16 protein-coding genes and 1 tRNA gene are annotated in these 19856 nt (G+C 45.8%); 7 read left to right on the top strand and 10 right to left on the bottom strand.

The genetic code is table 11. The annotated features are described in order from the left end of the window. Nucleotides 1–146 precede the first annotated feature (146 nt). Nucleotides 147–776, bottom strand: a complete 630-nt coding sequence (locus tag I1H34_RS15410; protein WP_212661920.1) for an ABC transporter permease — start codon at nucleotides 774–776, stop codon at nucleotides 147–149. Continuing rightward, a complete protein-coding gene (locus I1H34_RS15415) occupies nucleotides 773–1051 on the bottom strand; it encodes a hypothetical protein (protein WP_235108815.1) in 279 nt (92 codons plus the stop codon). Before I1H34_RS15415 ends, I1H34_RS15410 begins: the two co-directional genes overlap by 4 nt. 264 nt (nucleotides 1052–1315) lie before the next feature. Here I1H34_RS15415 and I1H34_RS15420 point away from each other — a divergent pair, with 264 nt between their 5' ends. Further along, the gene (locus I1H34_RS15420) at nucleotides 1316–4507 is read left to right on the top strand and encodes a DEAD/DEAH box helicase (protein ID WP_212661921.1); all 3192 of its coding nucleotides are present in this window, start codon (nucleotides 1316–1318) and stop codon (nucleotides 4505–4507) included. Nucleotides 4508–4617: 110 nt separating this feature from the next. Here the strand turns inward: I1H34_RS15420 and I1H34_RS32225 are convergent, their stop codons facing one another. Next, entirely contained in the window at nucleotides 4618–6693 is a 2076-nt protein-coding gene (locus I1H34_RS32225) for a bifunctional serine/threonine-protein kinase/formylglycine-generating enzyme family protein (protein ID WP_249369281.1), read from the bottom strand. 405 nt (nucleotides 6694–7098) lie between these two features. Between I1H34_RS32225 and I1H34_RS15435 the strand changes: the two genes are divergently transcribed. From I1H34_RS15435 to I1H34_RS15445, 3 genes are all read left to right on the top strand, one after another. Further along, a complete protein-coding gene (locus I1H34_RS15435; RefSeq protein ID WP_212661922.1) occupies nucleotides 7099–8574 on the top strand; it encodes a carotenoid oxygenase family protein in 1476 nt (491 codons plus the stop codon). Nucleotides 8575–8660: 86 nt separating this feature from the next. Beyond that, nucleotides 8661–9224, top strand: coding sequence for a Uma2 family endonuclease (locus I1H34_RS15440; protein ID WP_212661923.1), 564 nt, complete (start codon nucleotides 8661–8663; stop codon nucleotides 9222–9224). Beyond that, complete coding sequence (locus I1H34_RS15445; RefSeq protein WP_212661924.1) at nucleotides 9217–10056, top strand: SWIM zinc finger family protein; 840 nt, start codon at nucleotides 9217–9219, stop codon at nucleotides 10054–10056. Before I1H34_RS15440 ends, I1H34_RS15445 begins: the two co-directional genes overlap by 8 nt. 68 nt (nucleotides 10057–10124) lie before the next feature. Here I1H34_RS15445 and I1H34_RS15450 read toward each other — a convergent pair whose 3' ends face one another. Both I1H34_RS15450 and I1H34_RS15455 read right to left on the bottom strand, forming a co-directional pair. After that, entirely contained in the window at nucleotides 10125–11534 is a 1410-nt protein-coding gene (locus tag I1H34_RS15450; RefSeq protein ID WP_212661925.1) for an FAD-dependent oxidoreductase, read from the bottom strand. A 458-nt stretch (nucleotides 11535–11992) separates the two neighbouring features. After that, nucleotides 11993–12949, bottom strand: a complete 957-nt coding sequence (locus I1H34_RS15455; RefSeq protein WP_212661926.1) for an ABC transporter ATP-binding protein — start codon at nucleotides 12947–12949, stop codon at nucleotides 11993–11995. Nucleotides 12950–13517: 568 nt separating this feature from the next. Here I1H34_RS15455 and I1H34_RS15460 point away from each other — a divergent pair. Continuing rightward, nucleotides 13518–13829 (top strand): carbon dioxide-concentrating mechanism protein CcmK, encoded by a 312-nt coding sequence (locus I1H34_RS15460; protein ID WP_212661927.1) that lies wholly within the window; start codon nucleotides 13518–13520, stop codon nucleotides 13827–13829. Between the two features lie 64 nt (nucleotides 13830–13893). Next, nucleotides 13894–14220 (top strand): carbon dioxide-concentrating mechanism protein CcmK, encoded by a 327-nt coding sequence (locus tag I1H34_RS15465; RefSeq protein WP_212661928.1) that lies wholly within the window; start codon nucleotides 13894–13896, stop codon nucleotides 14218–14220. A 30-nt stretch (nucleotides 14221–14250) separates the two neighbouring features. Here I1H34_RS15465 and I1H34_RS15470 read toward each other — a convergent pair whose 3' ends face one another. The 5 genes from I1H34_RS15470 to I1H34_RS15490 form a co-directional block, all read right to left on the bottom strand. After that, nucleotides 14251–15123 (bottom strand): DMT family transporter, encoded by an 873-nt coding sequence (locus I1H34_RS15470; RefSeq protein ID WP_212661929.1) that lies wholly within the window; start codon nucleotides 15121–15123, stop codon nucleotides 14251–14253. Then, nucleotides 15124–16122, bottom strand: a complete 999-nt coding sequence (locus tag I1H34_RS15475; protein ID WP_212661930.1) for a beta-ketoacyl-ACP synthase 3 — start codon at nucleotides 16120–16122, stop codon at nucleotides 15124–15126. It abuts the gene before it with no gap. 2 nt (nucleotides 16123–16124) lie between these two features. Continuing rightward, the gene (gene plsX, locus I1H34_RS15480; RefSeq protein ID WP_212661931.1) at nucleotides 16125–17159 is read right to left on the bottom strand and encodes a phosphate acyltransferase PlsX; all 1035 of its coding nucleotides are present in this window, start codon (nucleotides 17157–17159) and stop codon (nucleotides 16125–16127) included. Between the two features lie 292 nt (nucleotides 17160–17451). Then, a tRNA-Leu gene (locus tag I1H34_RS15485) sits at nucleotides 17452–17533 on the bottom strand. 83 nt (nucleotides 17534–17616) lie between these two features. Next, a complete protein-coding gene (locus tag I1H34_RS15490) occupies nucleotides 17617–18198 on the bottom strand; it encodes a hypothetical protein (RefSeq protein WP_212661932.1) in 582 nt (193 codons plus the stop codon). A gap of 245 nt (nucleotides 18199–18443) precedes the next feature. Between I1H34_RS15490 and I1H34_RS15495 the strand changes: the two genes are divergently transcribed. Next, a complete protein-coding gene (locus I1H34_RS15495; RefSeq protein WP_396124653.1) occupies nucleotides 18444–19697 on the top strand; it encodes a DUF445 domain-containing protein in 1254 nt (417 codons plus the stop codon). Nucleotides 19698–19856: the final 159 nt, after the last annotated feature.

Here is a 19856-nt window from a genome sequence, read left to right on the forward strand (position 1 = left end):
TGCCGCTTGATGAGCAAATTCTAGTTCAGAATACGTTAATTAGTTCCCCGTAAGCCATCCCTTCACAAGGCTACTGGCATACTTCTAGAGACCAGATATAAGGCGCTCTTTCACAACCCTATCAAGACAACCAACGGAATGCCCACCTAACGTTGAGGAGTCTGAGGCTGCAACTGTTGTTCCCACAACCACAAAAAACCATTACTGGTGATGGCTAGGAAGCCCACCACAATAGTCCCCGCCCAGATCTTGTCATACCGACCTGCTTGGGCAATTCCCTCAAACAGCAATATGCCCAATCCCCCCGCACCAAACTTAGCTGCAATAGTTCCTAAGGCAATAATGACCGTCGTGGCTAACCGGACACCCGCCAAAAAGACCGGTCGCATTAACGGAACTTGGACCTGCCACCAGCATTGCCAGGCCGACATGCCCATTGCCTGGGCAGCCTCCAATAGCGGTTGAGGAATAGACTGTAAACCCACCACAATACTGCGCACTAAAATAACTTGGGCATACAGAATCATGGCCACAATAGCCGTTGTGGAACTGAGTCCCAGCAACGGAATCAGCAAAATCATCAAGGCCAAGCTGGGAATGGTATAAATCACCCCCAATATCCCCATAACAGGTCCCTGCAGCCACGTCCACCGATAAATGATCCAAGCGATGGGAACGGCAATGATCACGGCTCCCCCTAAAGCAATCCCCGTCATTTGTACATGCTCAAGCAATAATTCCAATACAAGGTCTGGATTTTGGAGGATATAGCTCATGATTTTGAGTGACTCAACCAACCATGCAGGCCAATGGCAGCTAAGATACTGCTCAGCAAGGCCCAAACGCCATCTGCAAACAAATTAATCCGCTGAATATTTTGAGCAGCTTCAGCTTTGAACAGCATAGATAAATCATCTGTACTACGGATAACGTCTTCATAAGCTCGGTAATCGATTCTAAGTTGTTCCCAATCTGTTAACGCTGAATTGCCAAAAACAATCACTCCAGCTACACCTGGAATAATCACAATCAGGAAGAGGAAGTTTCGCATATTCAATCATTAACTCCAGGAATAGGACAACAGTTTCTCACTGGCAATGCTGATCGGTAACAAGAGGTTGCAAGATTGCAACTTCACCGAATTTTTATAGAATCATTAGAAACTACAGCCAATGTATCGTCTGAATGTAATTTCATATGCAGAGGTCTGGGCCCATTTCACTGATCATGGCTCGTGGTGAATTGGTCTTTTAGAATCAGCCTGATACAGTTTGATTAACCTTAGATGCCTACCCCCCTGTATTTAACCTAAGTCATGAAGATCATCCACGGAACCTGGATTCCTGACGAAGCAGCATTTATCCAAAAAGGAGCTTTCTACCTTTGGGTTGAAACCACTGAACCTAAGAAGAAGCGCAAAACGGCTCGCTCTATTCATCCCTTTCAGTTGGCCAGTGATGAATTAGAAGACTTCCTCAGCAATGATTTAGGCGTCAAACCAGGCCGCCCCCTAGAGCAACTCATTACTTCTCGGCATTTCTTGCTCCCCAGTACGGATCAAGCTCCCCTACCTTCCCTAGAACTGGCTCGATACCTAGAGGAAACCACTCCTGAAACCTTTGAATGGCAGTATTGGCAAGTGGACTGCTTTGAGGTTAAAACCTGGGTAAAGACGGGACAGTATGAACAACAACCCGTAACCAACATCATCAAGCTGCTCAATGAGCTGCACTTTATTGCCCTGCATAATCTCGCGGATATGCAGTTAGGCACTGACCTACTGTTTTGGTATCACTACACCCAAACCCTCAAGCCCGTATTGCTGAAGGATCAATATATTCCAGCTCTGCGTCGCCGAGAGGTATCATCCGCCAAGGGCTCCCGCAGCAAATCTAAATCTCAGAAAAAAACCCAGTCTGTCGAAATTTATCCAGCGTGGGAAATTGTCAGTGAATCCTATGAAACTGAACTAGACCGATTTGTGGACTATATGCCCCTAGCTTGTGTCTCTGGGTTCACTAAAGGTCCAAAATCTCCCACTTTTTATGATCGAAAAACGTTGCTGCGGCATTTTTCAGAGCATTTACTGACTGAAATTATCACGGCGACCTATTTACCCTCGAGCTTTACTAAAAAGATCGCCAGCACTTTACTCGAAGATTGTTTGCAATCGCAACCGGGATTGCAAACTACTCAGAACACCAGTGAGGAGCTATATGAGCAGTGGCGCGTTTGGCGCGATCGCATCCGCAAAACCCAAACCTCAACGTCCTTTTATCTCTGCTTCCAGCTTCAGGATCCACCCAAGCCGGAAGAGGCTTGGCAATTGCAATTTCTAGTCGCCCCCAAGCAAGATCCGTCCCTACAAATTTCCCTGTTGGATTACTGGCGGTTCAAACCCGAAAAGCAGCAGGAATTACAAAAGCAGTTGGGCGAGAGTTTCGAGCAGCATCTGTTGCTCGGCTTAGGGTATGCCGCTCGGATTTATCCCCAGCTTTGGCAGGGATTAGAAACGGACCAGCCGATCGGTATTCCTTTAGAAATTGGTGCTGCCCTAGACTTTTTACAGGAATCCGCCTGGGTGCTAGAGAATGCAGGCTACAAGGTAATTGTGCCCGCCTGGTGGACACCAAAAGGACGGCAGCGGGCCAAAATCAAGCTGCGGGCGAAGGGCAAGTCCCTCTCCAGCACCAACGATAAATCCAAAAGCTACTTCTCCCAAGATCGGCTAGTCGAATATAAATATGACCTCGCCATTGGCGACCAAAAGGTTTCCGAACAGGAATGGCTGGACCTAGTTCAGGCTAAATCCTCCCTGGTTCAGTTTCGCGGCCAGTGGATGCACCTCGACCAGGACAAAATGCAGCAGATGCTGGAGTTTTGGAAAACCCAGCAGGCCGAAAACCCCGATATGACGCTCCTAGACTTTATGCGTATGACCGCAGAAGGGGGAGACGATATTGAAGTTGATTTTGACCGGGATAAGACCCTTTCCCAGATGCTCAAGCAGCTTCAGGATAAAAGTAAGCTGGATGCGATCGCAGATCCTGAAACCCTGCAAGGCACCCTGCGCGAATACCAAAAACGAGGCGTCTCTTGGCTACACTATCTGGAGCAACTGGGTCTGAACGGCTGCTTAGCCGATGATATGGGCTTAGGCAAAACCGTCCAGGTAATTGCCCGCCTAGCTCAGGAACGAGAACAAACCGACGAAACCATTCCGCCCACCCTGCTGATTGCGCCCACCTCAGTGGTGGGCAACTGGCGCCGAGAAATCCAGAAATTTGCTCCCCATTTACAATCCATTGTTCACCACGGCAATGAGCGAGCAAAAGCTGCCAAAGACTTTAAGGCAATGGCAGACCAAAATGATGTGATCATTACCTCCTTTAGCCTAGCCCGCAGGGATAGCAAGCTATTTGATGCCGTTCCCTGGCATCGGATTGTCTTAGATGAAGCTCAAAATATTAAAAATCCGAAAGCCGCCCAAACCAAAGCTATTCTCAAACTCTCGGCCACCCATCGCCTCGCCCTCACTGGCACCCCCGTCGAAAATCGGCTGCTGGATTTATGGTCCATTTTCAACTTCCTCAATCCAGGGTACTTAGGCAAGCAAAACCAGTTCCGCAAGAACTTTGAACTGCCCATCCAAAAAGACAATAATCGCAGGCAGTCGACCACCCTCAAGAAGCTAGTGGAGCCTTTTATCCTGCGGCGGCTTAAAACGGACAAGTCGATTATCAAAGATCTGCCTGACAAGGTGGAGCAAAAGCTGTACTGCAATCTCACCAAAGAACAAGCCTCCCTCTACGAAGCCGTTGTCAAGGATATTTCCACAGAGATTGACGAGGTAGACGGTATTCAGCGCAAGGGCATGATTCTCTCAACCCTGCTGAAGCTCAAGCAAATTTGCAATCATCCCCGTCAGTTCCTTCAAGATGAAAGTGACTTCACCCCCGAGCGTTCCCATAAACTCAGTCGTCTCACAGAGATGATCACCGAAGTGATGGAGGAAGGGGAGAGTCTACTCGTATTCACCCAGTTCACCGAACTCGGTGATGCCCTGGAAAAGTATCTACGCCAAACCCACCACTACACCACCTACTACATCCACGGCGGTACCAACCGTAACAAGCGGGAACAGATGATTACGGAGTTTCAAGATCCGGAGACTGGACCGTCTGTATTTATCCTGTCTCTCAAAGCGGGTGGGGTTGGCATCACCCTCACCAAAGCCAATCACGTCTTCCACTTCGATCGCTGGTGGAATCCGGCAGTAGAGGACCAAGCCACAGACCGCGCCTTCCGCATTGGCCAGAAAAAAAATGTATTTGTCCATAAGTTCGTTGCCATCGGCACCCTAGAAGAGCGGATCGATGAAATGATTGAGGACAAGAAAAAATTGGCCGGTGCGATTGTTGGGTCGGATGAGTCGTGGTTAACAGAACTCGATAATGAGTCCTTTAAGAAACTAATCTCTCTCAACAAGAGCGCTATTTTGGAATAAAGTCATCTGGCCCAATAGTGGAAAACTACTGGATGCAAGATTCAGAGTAGAAGAACACTGAACTAATAAGGACAAGAACTTCAGATTGTAATCTTCTAAAGAAGGTAGTCTCATGGAGAGATAGGAGCAGATAAAGCCAAGCGAAAACCTACGGAATCACTGCTATTGCCAGGATTAATGCCACTACGAGATGCAGAACGGCAATTTTTAGGATAATCATTCCATGATCCCCCACGTTTAATATACGCAGAGCTATCCGATTGACTTATCCATACACTCCCATCAGTAGGAGCACCGATGTAGTTTTCACCTTCATTGTAATCCTGACAGAACTCCGAAACGTTTCCATGCATATCGTATAAGCCAAAAGCATTTGGCAAAAAAAGGCCAACCGCCGTTGTCTGCTGTCGCCATTTTCCATGAGGGCCAAGGTGATACTTGCCAGAATGTAATACTCTGTTCCCCAAAATGTAGTCAGTCCCTCGATAGTTGACCAACTCAGTTGTCATGGTTCCCCCAAAATAGAAGGGGGTTGTGGTTCCGGCTCGGCAAGCATATTCCCATTCAGCTTCACTTGGCAGTCGGTAGGCCTTGCCACTTTTCTTGGAGAGTTTATTGCAAAATTCCACTGCATCTTCCCAAGAAATATTTTCTACTGGACGATTTGCACCTGTGAATTTGAATTTAGAAGGGTTAGAGCCAACAATGGCTTCCCACTGTGCTTGTGTAACTGGATATTTCCCTAGGAAAAATGCAGGAACGTTCACTTCGTGTTGTGGGCTTTCTCTATCCAGTCGTTTCAATTCTTCAGGAGGAGACCCCATAAGGAAAGTCCCACCCAGTATTGCTACCATCTCTAGAGATATTCCATTGCCTATATCCTCAGTAAAAAACTGGGCTTGGCTTTGATCACGTTTGACAATGGTCCCTTTTTCATCGACACTCACGACTTCAAAGTTAAATCTTTGAACATTTGATGAAGACTGGGGTGTAGGCGAAGCACCAGAATCGGGTGATGGACTTCCCCAAAGTGGCTCGAAATCTTCTTCTGGACTCGAAACTGGCTTAACTGAACTGTCCCTAATGATTTTCCATAGCAGCCCACTCCCTAAACCCACTCCCCCAAAAATTGCCAAGGTCAAAAACCGACGTCGATTTCTATTGAATGAGCTTTTAGCTGCAGAGGCAAAAGGACTAACTGAACCGGAGACAGATGATTGGGGAACAGGCTCAGGAGAATGAAAGGACGGATACTGAGAGTGAATAGGGGTTGTTGGTGCTTGAGGATTAGTCTGAGGAGATGCAGCTAAGTCTGAAAGAACTGCTGAAGCAGACTGATATCGATCCTCCGCTTTAATTTGAAGCAGTTTATTCAGAACGGCAAGTAGAGATAGCTCCATGGGATGCGATAAATAATCTTGCCACTTGTTTACCCAGGCATACCCTTGCATTGTCCATAGTTCGCCTGGATATTGCCCTGTTAACAAATGGAAGGCCGTTGCACCAAGACTGTATAAATCGCTAGAGGCTGATGCCTTACCTTCCGCAAATTGTTCCATTGAAAAATAGCCAGGAGAGCCAACCTTAGTCCCTGTAACATTAGACTGGCTCATTGAAAGCTGGCGGGCGACTCCAAAATCGATCAAGGCCAAACGACCATCGTGGTGCCGGCGCATAATGTTGTCTGGCTTTAAATCCCGATGAACTAACCCCCCATCATGGATAAATTCTAGGACAGGTAATAAGTCCAGAAAAAATGCTTTAATCTTGACTGCATTGAATGGCCCCTCCTGTTGTAACTCTTTTAGCAAGTCTTGCCCCTCTACGTATTCCTGGGCTAGGTAAAGAAAACCATCTTCTTCAAAGTAAGCGAGTAAATCAGGAATCTGCTGATTGGCTTTGAGGCGATTTAATTGCTCAGCTTCCCGCATAAACAATTCAACAATCTTCTGATTCGCATTGCTACTCTGCCCCTGATAGAACAACTGCTTAATGACACAAGTGCCATTGAGTTTATCTGTATCCTCAGCTAGGTAAGTCTTGCCAAAGCCTCCTCGCCCGAGAGGTTTGATGATCTTGAAGCGGTTTCTAAGTCGGTGGGATAACTTTGTTCCACAAGACAGACAGAACTTATAAGACTCTTGATTTAGAGGCTTCTCACAATCTGGGTTAAGACAGCAAAGCATCGACTTTTAAACGATCGGTATTTCTTTTATCCATCAGCATAACTGCAGGGCTATCATCTCAAACAGTACCCGTCTGTGCGCAAAAGTGATTTATGAAGAGTGCGAGCATGCAATCACAAAAGGCATGAGAATAGGACCTAGAAAATTTTCTAACAGATTCATTGGATCTTAGAGTAATCGTAAGACTTAATCCAAATGAAAAAGGTTGCTCCTGAAAAACAAGCTTTGAAAAATTTTTGAATTCAGGCTTATGCAAGTCGAACTGAATGATACAGACCACTTGATTTAGCTTGTTCAAAGAAAGTAAGTCACTGATATTAGCTAGTAACTAATTTGCAACATCTCAAATCTGAGCCTAGGGACTTTTGAGCTAAGATTATTACAGATTGTAACGATACCAGCAGAATGGCTACATCAACAGCAGCTTTAAATGAGAAAAGCTCCCTCGTCAAAGACTGGGCCAAAGGCTATGAATCTCAGCTTACTGAATATAATTATTGGATCGATGAAATAGAAGGCACCATTCCCCCAGAACTCCAGGGCACATTATTTCGCAACGGGCCTGGAAGCTTAGAGGTCAACAGCCAAAAGATCGGACATCCCTTCGATGGAGATGGCATGATCTGCGCCATCACATTCCAGGAAGGACAGGCCCACTTCCAAAATCGCTACGTTCGTACAGAAGGCTATCTCAAAGAACAAGCAGCTGGGAAGATTCTGTACCGAGGGTTTGGCACCCAAAAAGCAGGGGGATGGCTAGCGAATATCTTTGACACCAATTTCAAAAATGCAGCGAATACTAGTGTTATTTACTGGGGAGATAAATTATGGGCCATGTGGGAAGGCGGTCAACCCCACCAGCTCAACCCTGAAACTCTAGAAACGATTGGCACAGACAATTTGAATGGTTTACTAGAGACCAAGCAACCTTTTTCAGCCCATCCTAGAATCATTGACAATCGATTTATTAATTTTGGCGTTAAGGGAATTACGCCCCAAAGCTTAACCATCTTTGAATTGGATGAATTTGGCAATAAATTAGAACAGCATTCTCATCCGTTATCAGGCTTTGCATTTTTACACGACATGTTAGTAACGGAAAATTACTACATCTTTGTGCAGCATCCGTTTCAAGTGAAAGGATTGCCTTTTCTGCTGGGATTCAAAACCATTGAACAATGTTTTGACTTCAACCCAGAGCAACCGACCAAAATCATATTGATTTCTCGCCATGGCAATCATGATCTAGAGATACTAGAAACCGATTCATTTTTTGGCTTTCACCATGGCAATGCCTGGGAAAAAGACGGGAAAATATACTTTGAATCCATTTGTAGTGACTCCTTCCCGCAAAAGCAACAGGAAGAATTGGATTTAGCAGCCATTAGCTTTGATGATTTTCCCAACGGAGAATTATGGGAGTTTGAGTTAAATTTATCCCCAAAAACTGTTGTCCACCGCAAAGTTATAGAAAGAGGCTGTGAATTTCCATCCGTCAATCCGGCATGGGTGGGTAAAGAGCATCGTTATGTCTACATGAGTGCTTGCAATAGTTCAGCTGAGAATGGCCCACTGCAAGCCATTCTGAAGCTAGACAAAGAAACCGGCAATCAGCAGATATGGAGTGTGGCCCCCAAGGGATTTGCAGGAGAGCCCATTTTTGTCCCTCGTCCTCACGGCACCCAAGAAGATGATGGATGGTTAATCTCACTCGTTTACGATGCGGCCACCCATCACTCTTATGTAACTATTTTAGATGCTCAAGATCTGAATCAAGTGACTGCAAAATTACACCTTAAACATCATGTCCCCCATGGATTCCACGGAAATTGGACCTCTAAAATATTCCTTAAATCTTCCGAGAATGCGCAACCGTCATAAAAGAATGAGGCCCTAATCCAAAAAATCAGCAGAAGCAGACTACATTAGACTTAGCCCCATCCTGATTGTTCAAGGTTAAGCACATCATGACTCAGGCTGTAACGCGAAAACTAACCCTAAATGAGTTTCTCTCGCTTCCTGAGGGTGAAACGGCCTGTGAACTCATCGATGGAACAGCTGTTCCCAAAGTGTCCTCACACCGTTTCCATTCAAGAACTTGTCTAGCCTTAAGCAGAACTCTCGAGAATTGGGCTCTTTCTAGAGGAGAGATTGGGGTTGAATGGGCTGTTGTTCTATCCCGACAGGGCAAACCTTGGGTTCCTGTCCCTGACTTGCTCTATATCTCTAATGAACGTCTCTCTAGCATGGGAGATGAAGATGGTCCCTGTCCTCTCCCACCAGAACTGGCAATCGAAGTCATTTCACCCGATCAATCTTTTGGGGGTATGGCAGAAAAGGCAACCGATTATTTGAGCGCAGGCATATCTAGAGTCTGGATTGTAGATCCTAAGGCAAAAACTATTACGGTGTTTATGCCTGAAAAATTACCTATTACCTATCGAGAGGATCGTGTTCTGAGTGATGAATTATTGCCGAGTCTAGCACTAACAGCTCAGGACGTTTTTAGAGGAGTAATTACCCATGGCTAATTTCAGTCGCACCTGGTGGGGCCAACGATTTCTGACGGCAATTGAGCAGATTACCGATCCGGGACGCTTGGGGCGAGGGCGATCCTATGCTCGGGGGAACAAGGTCAAGAGCTTCATCATTAAGGATGGGTTAGTGAAGGCTGAAGTTCGAGGCTCGGTGAACCCCTATTTCGGGGTGTATAAAGAGCCGTTGTATAAGACCAGCATTGAATTTGAGTCAATTAGCAAAGCCAATTGGGCTGCTGCGATCGCATTTATCGCATCCAAAGCCAGTCTGATCTCAAAGCTGATGCTAAACGAAATGCCCGACAACATTGAAGATGCCTTTGCCAAGCTGGATTTGAACCTTCTGCCCCACCGTGACTCTAACTTCACCACTCAATGTTCTTGCCCCGACTGGAGTAATCCCTGCAAACATATTGCCGGCGTCTATTACCTCTTAGCTGCTGAACTCGACCAAGACCCATTTTTACTGTTTGAGCTGCGGGGTTTATCTCGGGAAAACTTGCAAAAGGAATTGGCTAAATCTCCCCTGGGTCAAGCGTTATCCGCTGAGCTAACAGCCCAGCAAACAGAACCAGAACCTGACACAAGCTATTACACCCAACCCCTCACCACATCTGCACCCGAGATCGAACAGCTCAAAGACTTCTGGCAAGGAGACAAGCGACTCCCCCAAACCATTAATGCCCCACCGACAACGGGGGTCTCTGGAATTTTGGTTAAAACTCAAGGCGATTTTCCAGCCTTTTGGCCAAAGGAGCAATCTTTCTTAGCCGTCATGGACGAATTCTATGATCGAGTTAGGGATAAGAGTTCAGCAGTTACTTAGGATGGGTCCACAGCACCGATTCCCCTCAATGCGTCCAGTGATTCGATACGACCGTATTCACTATGAGCCTAAGCACTTATTTTGGACAATTCCAATGTGCTCCATTCTGGTTCTAATAAATGGACTAAAAGCAGATCCACAACTTGTTGAGCTGAGTTGTAACAATCCTCATGTAGGCCCGTTCCCCAAGTCCACCCTCCAGTAAAGTAAATACTGTTTTGACCTTGCACTCCTCTACGATGTCTCCCCCACAACAGTTTCTGAGCTTTTAGAGATTCAGTATTCACCATATTGTGCTTAAAGTATGCCTGGGCAGGTGTGCCATCGGGTTGTTTGAGGACATACTCCTCTGGGATAGGAATAGCAGGATTGAGCGTCACAAAATATTCCATCTCATTTGCATCTTGATACAACCGATTATTGGCATCATTTTGGTGCCGATTGCAGACATAAGAAATGGTATAGGGGCGCAGTTGTACATCACGCTGAATCAGTAAATTGTAAGTACGCCAATGATCTTTATTAGGTGGGAGCAAAGGGGCATATGTATGGGCAACAGCCACGCTATTGCTGTAATTAAACTGGCTCAACACCCGTACCATGTCATTGGTAATACCTTGTTGGAGCAGCTGTAATGAAGTTGAGGCATGACAGGCCATAATAGCGGCATCAAAATGCTCATATTCACTATGGTCAATCAGAACATTGACTCCGGATATACCTCCCAATACTTGAACACAGGCATTACAGACAATTGATATACCTTGCTGAATCAGAGCATTTTGTAAAGCATCGATCCAAGTCTGGCATCCTCCTTCGATATATACTCGCTCTGGCGTATCACCACCAAAGCCTTCCTGTAAGCAGTAGTGGTTCATAATCGCGACAAACGACATCGTAGAGGGTGCCGTATCGTTGACGAAATACATGCCGTTAATACGAGGGTAGAGATTGTACTCAACAAATTCCACCGGATAAAAATCACGATCGTGGTCGTGATTCTTTTCATTGCGATACTGAATATACTCCGCGATCGTGAATTCAGCGAATTGCGGATCTTGGCAATCCAATGGTGCTTGCCGACTAAAGTTGTCAAAGCCTTTCTGTACAGCAGCAGGCATAGTTGTAAAAGATCTAGTTCCCGCTCTATATCCAGGCTCAATTACATAAGAAATAGAACCATCTAAAGTGCTAAATGCCGCTGAGTTCTCCAGGGGTTTATAGGGCACCTTTAGCTCTTTTAACAGAGCCAGAATATTTTTGTAAGTGGCAATATTAAAGTCGTTCACGCCTAGATCAGCCCAACGCAAGCCAGATGAGTGACGGGAGCTGCCAACATTTAATTGCGCCGTATGAACATTACCTCCTACTTGAGTATCTTTCTCAAAAATAGTAATAGAGGCATCAGGTCTTTTTTTCTTGAGAAGGTAAGCAGCCAATAAACCTGAAATTCCTGCCCCAACAATTGCAATTTTCATCTCTCACAAAGCTCCGTTAGTATTCATTAGTGAGAGGAATCACTTGCTACTCATAAGGTTCATCCCCTTGGGTCTTCCTGACATAATGCCCTGTTCATTCAGCGAACTAACACTCCCGACCTGCCATTCTTATTGTCATTTTTGGCAACAAAAACCAACCCTATAGATGCTCAAATATTTCTCATAACTGACAATCAAATCAAGACACTTAAAATAACAGTTGATTAATACTTTCAAAAATATTCTTACTAATGCTTTTAACCACCAATCTCTAAATACAAAAAACAGGTGAATCAAGTTATTCCACAATTAAATGCATTGAATTTATGATCAAGAGTAAATTTTTATCCTAGATTCTTCTATCGAATATCACCCTAAATACGAGACCATTTTTATTCGTATTAGTGAAGAGCGATCAGGTGACTGTCTTCCTAGATTTAAATTCGCAACCTTTCTGGTTAAATTCGCAACCTTTCTGGATCTTGCCAAACCGATTGAATATGGTTTAAGTCCAAAATACCAATCACAGCATCCCCTTCCATTACTTGTAACTGAGGCTGTTTTGACTTCAGTAGTATGGATAATGCTTGTCGTAGAGAACTGTGACTACCAATTTTAGGTAAGTGTTTAACAACACATGCAGTTGACTCCATAACACTTTGGACGGTTAGAACGGATAGCTGTTTCAGTGCATCTTGAGTGCCTACTAATTTCTCGACAAAAGTAGAGGAAGGTTGGGTTAGAATTTGCCACGGTGTCCCGTATTGGACCAAATGTCCCTGATTAAGAATCAGAATTCGATCTGCTAATCGTAAGGCCTCTTCAATATCATGGGAGACGAACAGAATCGTTTTCTGAAATTGTTGCTGTAGCTGCTGCAGTTCGGCCTGCAGAGATTTACGGGTAATAGCATCCAAAGCCCCAAAGGGTTCATCCATCAGTAACACTTCTGGCTTGGCTGCCAAAGCTCGGGCTAACCCTACTCGTTGCTGTTGTCCGCCAGAAAGTTGGCTGGGGTAACGCTTGCCAAAATCTAGGGGAAGTTGAACGAGTTCCAATAATTCTTCTACCCGAGCAGCAATCTCAGTTTTGGGCCACCCCAATAATTTAGGAACCACCGCAATATTTTGGGCAATGGTCATATGGGGAAATAATCCCGCTTGTTGAATGACATATCCCATTTGGCGACGAAGAGTCGTTAAGGAAATGGTGTGAATGTTTGTGCTATTGAAGAAGATCTGTCCTGATGTTGGCTCATATAAACGATTAACAAGCTTTAGCAGCGTGGTTTTACCACAGCCCGATGGTCCCAAAAGCACCACCAATTCTCCGGCCTTGACTTCAAAGGTGCAATTGCGCAGTGTTGGCTCTGGCACACCTGGGAATTGCAAACTTACCTGTTCAAAGTGCAGCATATTCTTGAAGGCTTTTCAGGAACGATCTATTACACAGGGCATTCACGGAAGAATTTATTGATGTATTGTCTCTGCCGTCAGTTTGAAGGTAAGTCATCAATACTGAGTCATCTCCAACCAATTTTTCAGGAAAATTCTCGAGCAGCACCCACTTTTCTCCAGAGTGATGAACAGTCTACCCCAGACCTCTCTGTCAAGACAGTCATATGGTTTTGAATCCTTGGCTGGAGTTCGTTAGTCATAAGCCTTCTAATAAGTCATTGTCAGAATCAGAAGCGAACTATATAAACTGGTGGCAAATACTCAGAGACGGATCCTGACCAGCTCAAGGAAATTTGCACTTATCCATACAGGAGGTATGGTACATTGCCTCCCTGTCGTATCAACTGTCCAACCTGTCATCTACCAATTTGCGAACACTTTTTTCGGCTCATCCTCAACGCTGTGGTCAATATCTATGGCCGCAAGATAAGAACCATGACATTGTCGAGGGCAATGACTATCAGCGGTAGAACGATTGAGGTATAGTTTGTACTGCAGGTAAAGGGTTAGCACCGGAGAAAAAACAATGCCAGTTGCCGTTGGAATGATTGAAACCTATGGATATCCTGCTGTTTTGGCAGCAGCAGATGCCATGGTCAAAGCCGGTCGTGTTGCCCTGATGGGTTACACAAGCTGTGCCAGCGGTCGCTATGTTGTCTCCATTCGTGGGCCAGTGGGAGAAGTGAAACAGGCTATGGCGGCAGGTATTGCTTCTGTTGAGAATATGCCGGGTTCAGCAAAAATTGAATCCCACTATCTAGTCCCTAATCCCCCAGAAAATATCGATTCAGTGTTGCCTATTGGTTACAACGATCGCTCAGAACCGTTTCGAACTTAAACGGTTCGTCCATCGATTCATTACCTTCTTTATTACATCCGTATTCTTTTTGAGGAAATTTGGAATGCCACAGGCAGTTGGGTCACTGGAAACTAAAGGATTCCCCCCCGTATTGGCGGCAGCAGATGCCATGGTCAAAGCAGGGCGAGTGACCTTAGTCGGTTATATTCGGGCGGGAAGCGCTCGGTTTACGATCAATATTCGCGGGGATGTATCTGAGGTCAAAATGGCCATGGATGCTGGTGTGGCAGCTGCAGAAAAAACACCCGGTGGTGTTTTAGAGACTTGGGTGATTATTCCCCGTCCCCATGAAAATGTAGAAGCAGTCATGGATATCGAATTCGGCGACGAAGTAGAAGAATTTCGCCGTGCAGTTGAAGGGATAGCCTAAGTCTTGGGGGGATAAGTTTTCCCCTCATTTTCAAGAGTTTTTAGGTGTAAACAGATCATTTGCGATCGCAGTTCCTAACAACACCAATCCACATCCGATCACCATCGATATCGTCACGATTTCTCGCAACACTAATGCCCCCCAAAGCATAGCAAACAAGGGAATGAGATAGGCGACGGTCAAAGTCTTGCTAGGCCCCATGGCTTTGATCAAGTGGTAATAGAGCATCTGAGCCAGAACTGAAGAAAGGAGCGCCAAAGCTAAGACGGAAAGTAAAGCTTTGGGCGAAGGGAGCTGGCTAGGAATTGAAAAGGGAAGCAACGGTACAAGGATCACCGCCGCACTGAGTTGACTCCCCGTCGTCACTACTAAAGCAGACACATCCGCAAACTGCTGCTGAATATAGGGGGCAGAAATAGCGTATAGCAAAGCAGCCAAAAGTCCTGCAGCAATCGCGATGCCCTGATTGAGGGTCAGTGGAATATCCTGCCAACCCACTAATAGCACTACTCCCAAAAAACCAATCGCAAATCCGATCAAGCGTGGACCGGAGAGCGCTTCCTGGAGCCACAGCACCACAATCCATAAGCCAAATAATGGGGTAGTGGCATTCAAAATAGCCGTAAACCCAGCAGATAAGAATAAAGAAGCATAGGCTAACAGGCAGAACGGCAAGGCCGCATTCAAAATACCCAGCAGCATCAAAGCTCGCCAATGTCGCTGAATCTGAGGCCATAAGTCTAATTTGAGCACCACCGGCAGTAAGGTCAGACTGGCGATCAAAACTCGCAGTTCAATCAACCAAATCGGTCCCCATTCAGGCGCTGCAATCCGAGTAAACAGAAATGAACTACCCCAGATAGCGGCTAACAGCAGCAGTTTAAGAAAATTTTGAAGGGACAACTAGCGCTGCCACTGAAAGATAGCGGCTCCCCAACTCAAGCCAGCCCCAAATCCAGAGGCAGCAATCGTATCACCGGGTTTGATATGGCCTTGGCGAACAGTCGCGTCCAGTGCCAATGGGATCGTGGCAGCAGAGGTATTGCCATAGTTGGCGATGTTACTAATCACCTTTTCCGCAGGAACCTTAAGGCGTTTGGCCACCGCATCTAGAATGCGCTGATTCGCCTGGTGCAAAAGTAGCCAGTCAATATCGTCTGTTGTCAGGTCAGATTGGAAGAGGGCTTTCTCAACCACTTCAGGCACTCGATTGACTGCAAACCGATAGACTTCCTTACCATTCATGGAAATGGGTTGATATGTTCCTTGACTCACATTAATTCCCCCAGTCAAGGGACGAGCCTCGCCCTGATATTGGACATTGAGACAATCATGTAAACAGCCATCGCTGTGTAAAGCAAATCCAAGGAGACGATCGGTTTCATTGGCTTGTAGCACAACAGCCCCTGCCCCATCCCCAAAAAGGACGCAAGAGCGACGATCGGTCCAATCCACCCAACGAGAGAGCACATCAGCTCCAATTAGGAGGACATTGCGGTAGACCCCCATGCGGATAAATTGGGCAGCCGTAATCATGCCAAACACAAACCCAGAGCAGGCGGCAGTGAGGTCAAAAGCAACTGCGTGCTTTGCACCAAGTTCAGCCTGAATTTGACAAGCACTGCCAAACAAGTCATCAGGGGTTGAAGTGGCCAGCAAGATGAGATCAATATCGGTGGCCTCAACTTGGGCCATGTCTAAGGCGTTTTGAGCTGCGATCGCACCTAGTTTCGCCAAGGTATCATCTGGACCCGCGAGATGCCGAGACCGGATGCCCGTACGACTGGCAATCCACTCATCAGAGGTATCAACGATTTGGCTCAGACCATGATTATCCAGGGAAGTCTCAGGAGCAGTAGAGCCGCACCCAGTAACTGCCAATCCAGTGGCCATTTGCTGCACGTTTATTCTCCATTGGAGGCGGCTGTCACCGTCTGTTGATAACAAGACTGAATACGCTGGGATACCTGATTATCCGCAGCTTCTTTTGCCAACCGAATGGCATTAAAGATGGAAGGAGCTTGGGAACTGCCGTGACTAATGATAGAGACACCAGCAACCCCTAAGAGTAATCCTCCACCATGCTCAGCATGGTCCATCCGCTGTTTAATCCGACGCAAATTGGGTTTTAAGATGCCTGTCCCCACCTTGCCGTGAATCCCTCTAGGAAGCTCTTCTCGCAAAATCTGGAGGGCAACTTCGCCAACGGCTTCTGCAAACTTAAGTAATACATTTCCCGTAAAGCCATCACAAACAATGACATCAAACTGGCCTGAGAGCACATCTCGCCCCTCAGCATTGCCAATAAAGTCAACGTGGGGATTCTGTTCTAACAATTGATAGGTTTGAACAGACACCTCATTGCCCTTACAGGATTCCTCACCAATATTAAGTAATCCGACTTTGGGCGCTTCTGTCCCTAAAACATACTCGCTATAGATGGTGCCCATGGTGGCAAACTGATCGAGGAAGGCAGGGCGACAATCTACATTGGCCCCGACATCAAGCACCAACACGGGCTTCCCAGCAATAATGGTGGGGAAAACACCGCCAATAGCAGGTCGATCAATCCCTGGGATTCGACCGAGGCGAAGCAAGGCGGCAGCCATTGCGGCTCCAGAATGGCCTGCAGAAACAACAGCATCAGCCTTTTTCTTTTTGACTAAATCCATCGCTACGTTGATCGAGGCTTTGCGCTTACGACGAAGAGCACTGATGGGCTCTTCATTCATCTCGATCAACCCTTCCGAAGGGATGATTTCAACGGGGACGGAATCAGAATGGCTTTTGATTGAAGCTTCAAGGCGGTCAGGATCACCGACGAGTAAAACATCTGCATCCAGTTCTGCTTGGGCTCTTAAGGCACCAGCAACAATCTCATCTGGGGCATGGTCGCCCCCCATGGCGTCAATGGCAATACGTGCGCGAGTGGCTCCCATGTGGCAATCTTATAGAATCTTTAAGCATTTTAACAGATTGTCTTAGTCTAACTTAACGGAACCCACTTAAATCCAAAGTATTGGTAATGAAGTGGCTTTCGTTAGGATGTACGACACTTGCGATCGCAGACTAAGTACACCTAAGGCAGTCAACACAGTTAATGCTTGGATGCTGACCCTACAGACATCCTATAACACTCCCATCCGGATTCAATAAAAACGACGCAATAAGTTAGCTGTAACCTCAACCTTTCTGAAGGAGATGGGTTACGCTCTACTATCTGAGAGAGAATGCGGACGAAAGGACTTGAACCTTCACACCTTGCAGTACTAGAACCTAAATCTAGCGCGTCTACCAATTCCGCCACGTCCGCAAATTTGGCTTTACTATCATAGCGCAGCTTTTGCAGAGTAAACCCACTAAAGTTAGAAATTCTTGCAAGCGAACAATGTAATACTATTTTTTTCGGCAAGGTTTTGAAGGGGCTGGGGAAGAGGGCAATGGCCCAATACCTTTATATATAAGTTTTATCTTGTTGTCCTCAGTCCGAATCCATTGAGTTGCCTGAGTTATGTTCGGGCGAACAGGTTGATCAACAAGTTTAGGATTACGTGTTGATGAATATTTACTTGATTCTTGTATAGGAGCCCGTTTAAGTACTGATGGAGCACGCATATCATGCCAAATTGCTTTCTCCGCCAAAAGAATTTCAGATAGATTAATCAAAATTGGGCTGTGAATAACCAAAGCACTGTTTTCTTCTAGTCCTCCAGGATTACAACTCAGCCAGATAATCGGTGTCCTAGTAGTTTTAAAATCTTCAGGTAACTTACGTATTGTTTTTATTGTATCAATAGTTAACTGTCTACCTTGTTGTTGTGCATCTTGTAAATTAAAGCCAGCAGGTAGTATTGGGATTAATTGAGCTTGAGAAGAACTGACTAAACTCAACGGGAATATAACAAGACTAAATATCAAGCCACTTAACTGTAATTTTCTAGTGAAACAGAGTTTTATCCTTGGTTGATAAATCCACATTCAACTTTCTACCTCTGACTTAGAAAAAAGATAGGAACAATGAGTCCAAGGTTTTATCTAGCTTTTGGAAGCTATCTTGAGATATCAGAGGAAATACCAACTTTTACGTATTACTAAATATTTAATTAGTCCCAACACACATTTTGTAGAAAAGATCCAACTAATTTGTGTTGGATAACAGGACATAACGTTACAAGATCACACTTGGATTAATTGAGGGTAAGCTTTTGTTCAGAGGGCACTGTTTGTGCATTGATGAGGCAAAAGGATTGGACTGGTCTACCCTTGGCGTTGTAATCGTGCCACCCATCGCAGGTGGCATCATTGGCTATTTCACCAATGACCTCGCCATTTCCATGTTATTTAAGCCCTATCGAGCCATCAAGATAGGCAATCGTCGGCTCCCTTTTACTCCAGGGCTGATTCCTCGCAACCAGGAACGGTTAGCCCAAAAGGTGTCTGACGCGATCATGACCTCCTTGCTAACCCCTGACGAGCTACAAGCCATTGCCCAACGATTGCTGCAGACTGAACGGGTACAAGGCGCTATTTTCTGGTTACTACAACTGGCCCTAGAGCAGGTCAAGTCTGATACCGGTCAAAGAACCGCCCAAATTTTAGCCAACATCCTCAGGGACTTTGCCGATCAATCCTTACCTCGCATCATTGTGGCCCTAGCCCGTCGCGAGGATTTTCTCCAAGACCAACTCGACCAAGTGTTCGATCAGGTACTCCTGGATTTACAGCTCACAGATGATCAGGCCCAACAGCTCGCCAATTGGGTTATTAATGTTGTGGTACCACCTGATACCCTGCGACTACTGCTGATCGACTTCCTGACCGATCGAAATATTGCCATTTTAGATCGCGATCTACGCACCAAAACCAGTGGCACCTATTGGTTAGTCGCGAATGTAATGGGGGTCCAAAGTGGCTTAGTGAAGTTACGGACCTTTTGTATCGAAGAGAAATTGGCCTGCAACGCAATCGTGTCAGAATTGCTGACATCCCTGGGGATTCGACAACGTTTTGTCGAATGGTTAGCCAGTTTATCATTGCAAAATCTGCCCGTTCGAACCGTGCGACAGCTTCGACAACAATTCCGCGAAAGTGTTCGAGGATATACCCAAAATAAAGGAATTTCCGTTCTACAAAACCTGGGGACGTCCGTAGATTGGAATGAAACCGCCATGCTCATTGTCACGCGCCTGCAAACTTCTGAGGTCGTTACCACGTCCCTCAAAGACATCAGTGAGGATTTAGCCCTCATCTTGGAGCGATACTTAGAGCGTGATTTAGAAATGATTGTGATAAAGGCCCTGCCCATCTTAAATCTCGACCAGGTGATCATCGATCGTGTCAATCACACTGCTCCAGAAGATTTAGAGGCCGCCATTCAGGGCATCGTTAAAACAGAATTACGAGCTATCGTAATTCTGGGAGGGGTTCTGGGGATTGTCATCGGATTATTGCAGTCCTTAATTCTGTTATTTTCCTGAAAGACAAGGCGGTCGGCCCAATAACCTGAGATAGGAAAAGTTCTAAAACCAGGCATCCTTTTCTCTCTAAAGTACAGCTAGGTTTAAGAGTTAATCAAAACTAGGGAAAGATAAGGAGAGAATTTATGTTGTCTATTTATCTAAAAGATTGATCACCTT

Source organism: Acaryochloris marina S15, from assembly GCF_018336915.1.
Taxonomy (GTDB): domain Bacteria; phylum Cyanobacteriota; class Cyanobacteriia; order Thermosynechococcales; family Thermosynechococcaceae; genus Acaryochloris; species Acaryochloris marina_A.

Coding starts and splice junctions, on each gene's coding strand:
- I1H34_RS15490 (WP_212661932.1), bottom strand. CDS start 18,198: ATGTGGATTTATCAACCAAGGATAAAACTCTGTTTCACTAGAAAATTA.
- I1H34_RS32225 (WP_249369281.1), bottom strand. CDS start 6,693: ATGCTTTGCTGTCTTAACCCAGATTGTGAGAAGCCTCTAAATCAAGAG.
- I1H34_RS15460 (WP_212661927.1), top strand. CDS start 13,518: ATGCCAGTTGCCGTTGGAATGATTGAAACCTATGGATATCCTGCTGTT.
- I1H34_RS15445 (WP_212661924.1), top strand. CDS start 9,217: ATGGCTAATTTCAGTCGCACCTGGTGGGGCCAACGATTTCTGACGGCA.
- I1H34_RS15420 (WP_212661921.1), top strand. CDS start 1,316: ATGAAGATCATCCACGGAACCTGGATTCCTGACGAAGCAGCATTTATC.
- I1H34_RS15440 (WP_212661923.1), top strand. CDS start 8,661: ATGACTCAGGCTGTAACGCGAAAACTAACCCTAAATGAGTTTCTCTCG.
- I1H34_RS15410 (WP_212661920.1), bottom strand. CDS start 776: ATGAGCTATATCCTCCAAAATCCAGACCTTGTATTGGAATTATTGCTT.
- I1H34_RS15450 (WP_212661925.1), bottom strand. CDS start 11,534: ATGAAAATTGCAATTGTTGGGGCAGGAATTTCAGGTTTATTGGCTGCT.
- I1H34_RS15435 (WP_212661922.1), top strand. CDS start 7,099: ATGGCTACATCAACAGCAGCTTTAAATGAGAAAAGCTCCCTCGTCAAA.
- I1H34_RS15465 (WP_212661928.1), top strand. CDS start 13,894: ATGCCACAGGCAGTTGGGTCACTGGAAACTAAAGGATTCCCCCCCGTA.
- I1H34_RS15455 (WP_212661926.1), bottom strand. CDS start 12,949: ATGCTGCACTTTGAACAGGTAAGTTTGCAATTCCCAGGTGTGCCAGAG.
- I1H34_RS15415 (WP_235108815.1), bottom strand. CDS start 1,051: ATGCGAAACTTCCTCTTCCTGATTGTGATTATTCCAGGTGTAGCTGGA.
- plsX (WP_212661931.1), bottom strand. CDS start 17,159: ATGGGAGCCACTCGCGCACGTATTGCCATTGACGCCATGGGGGGCGAC.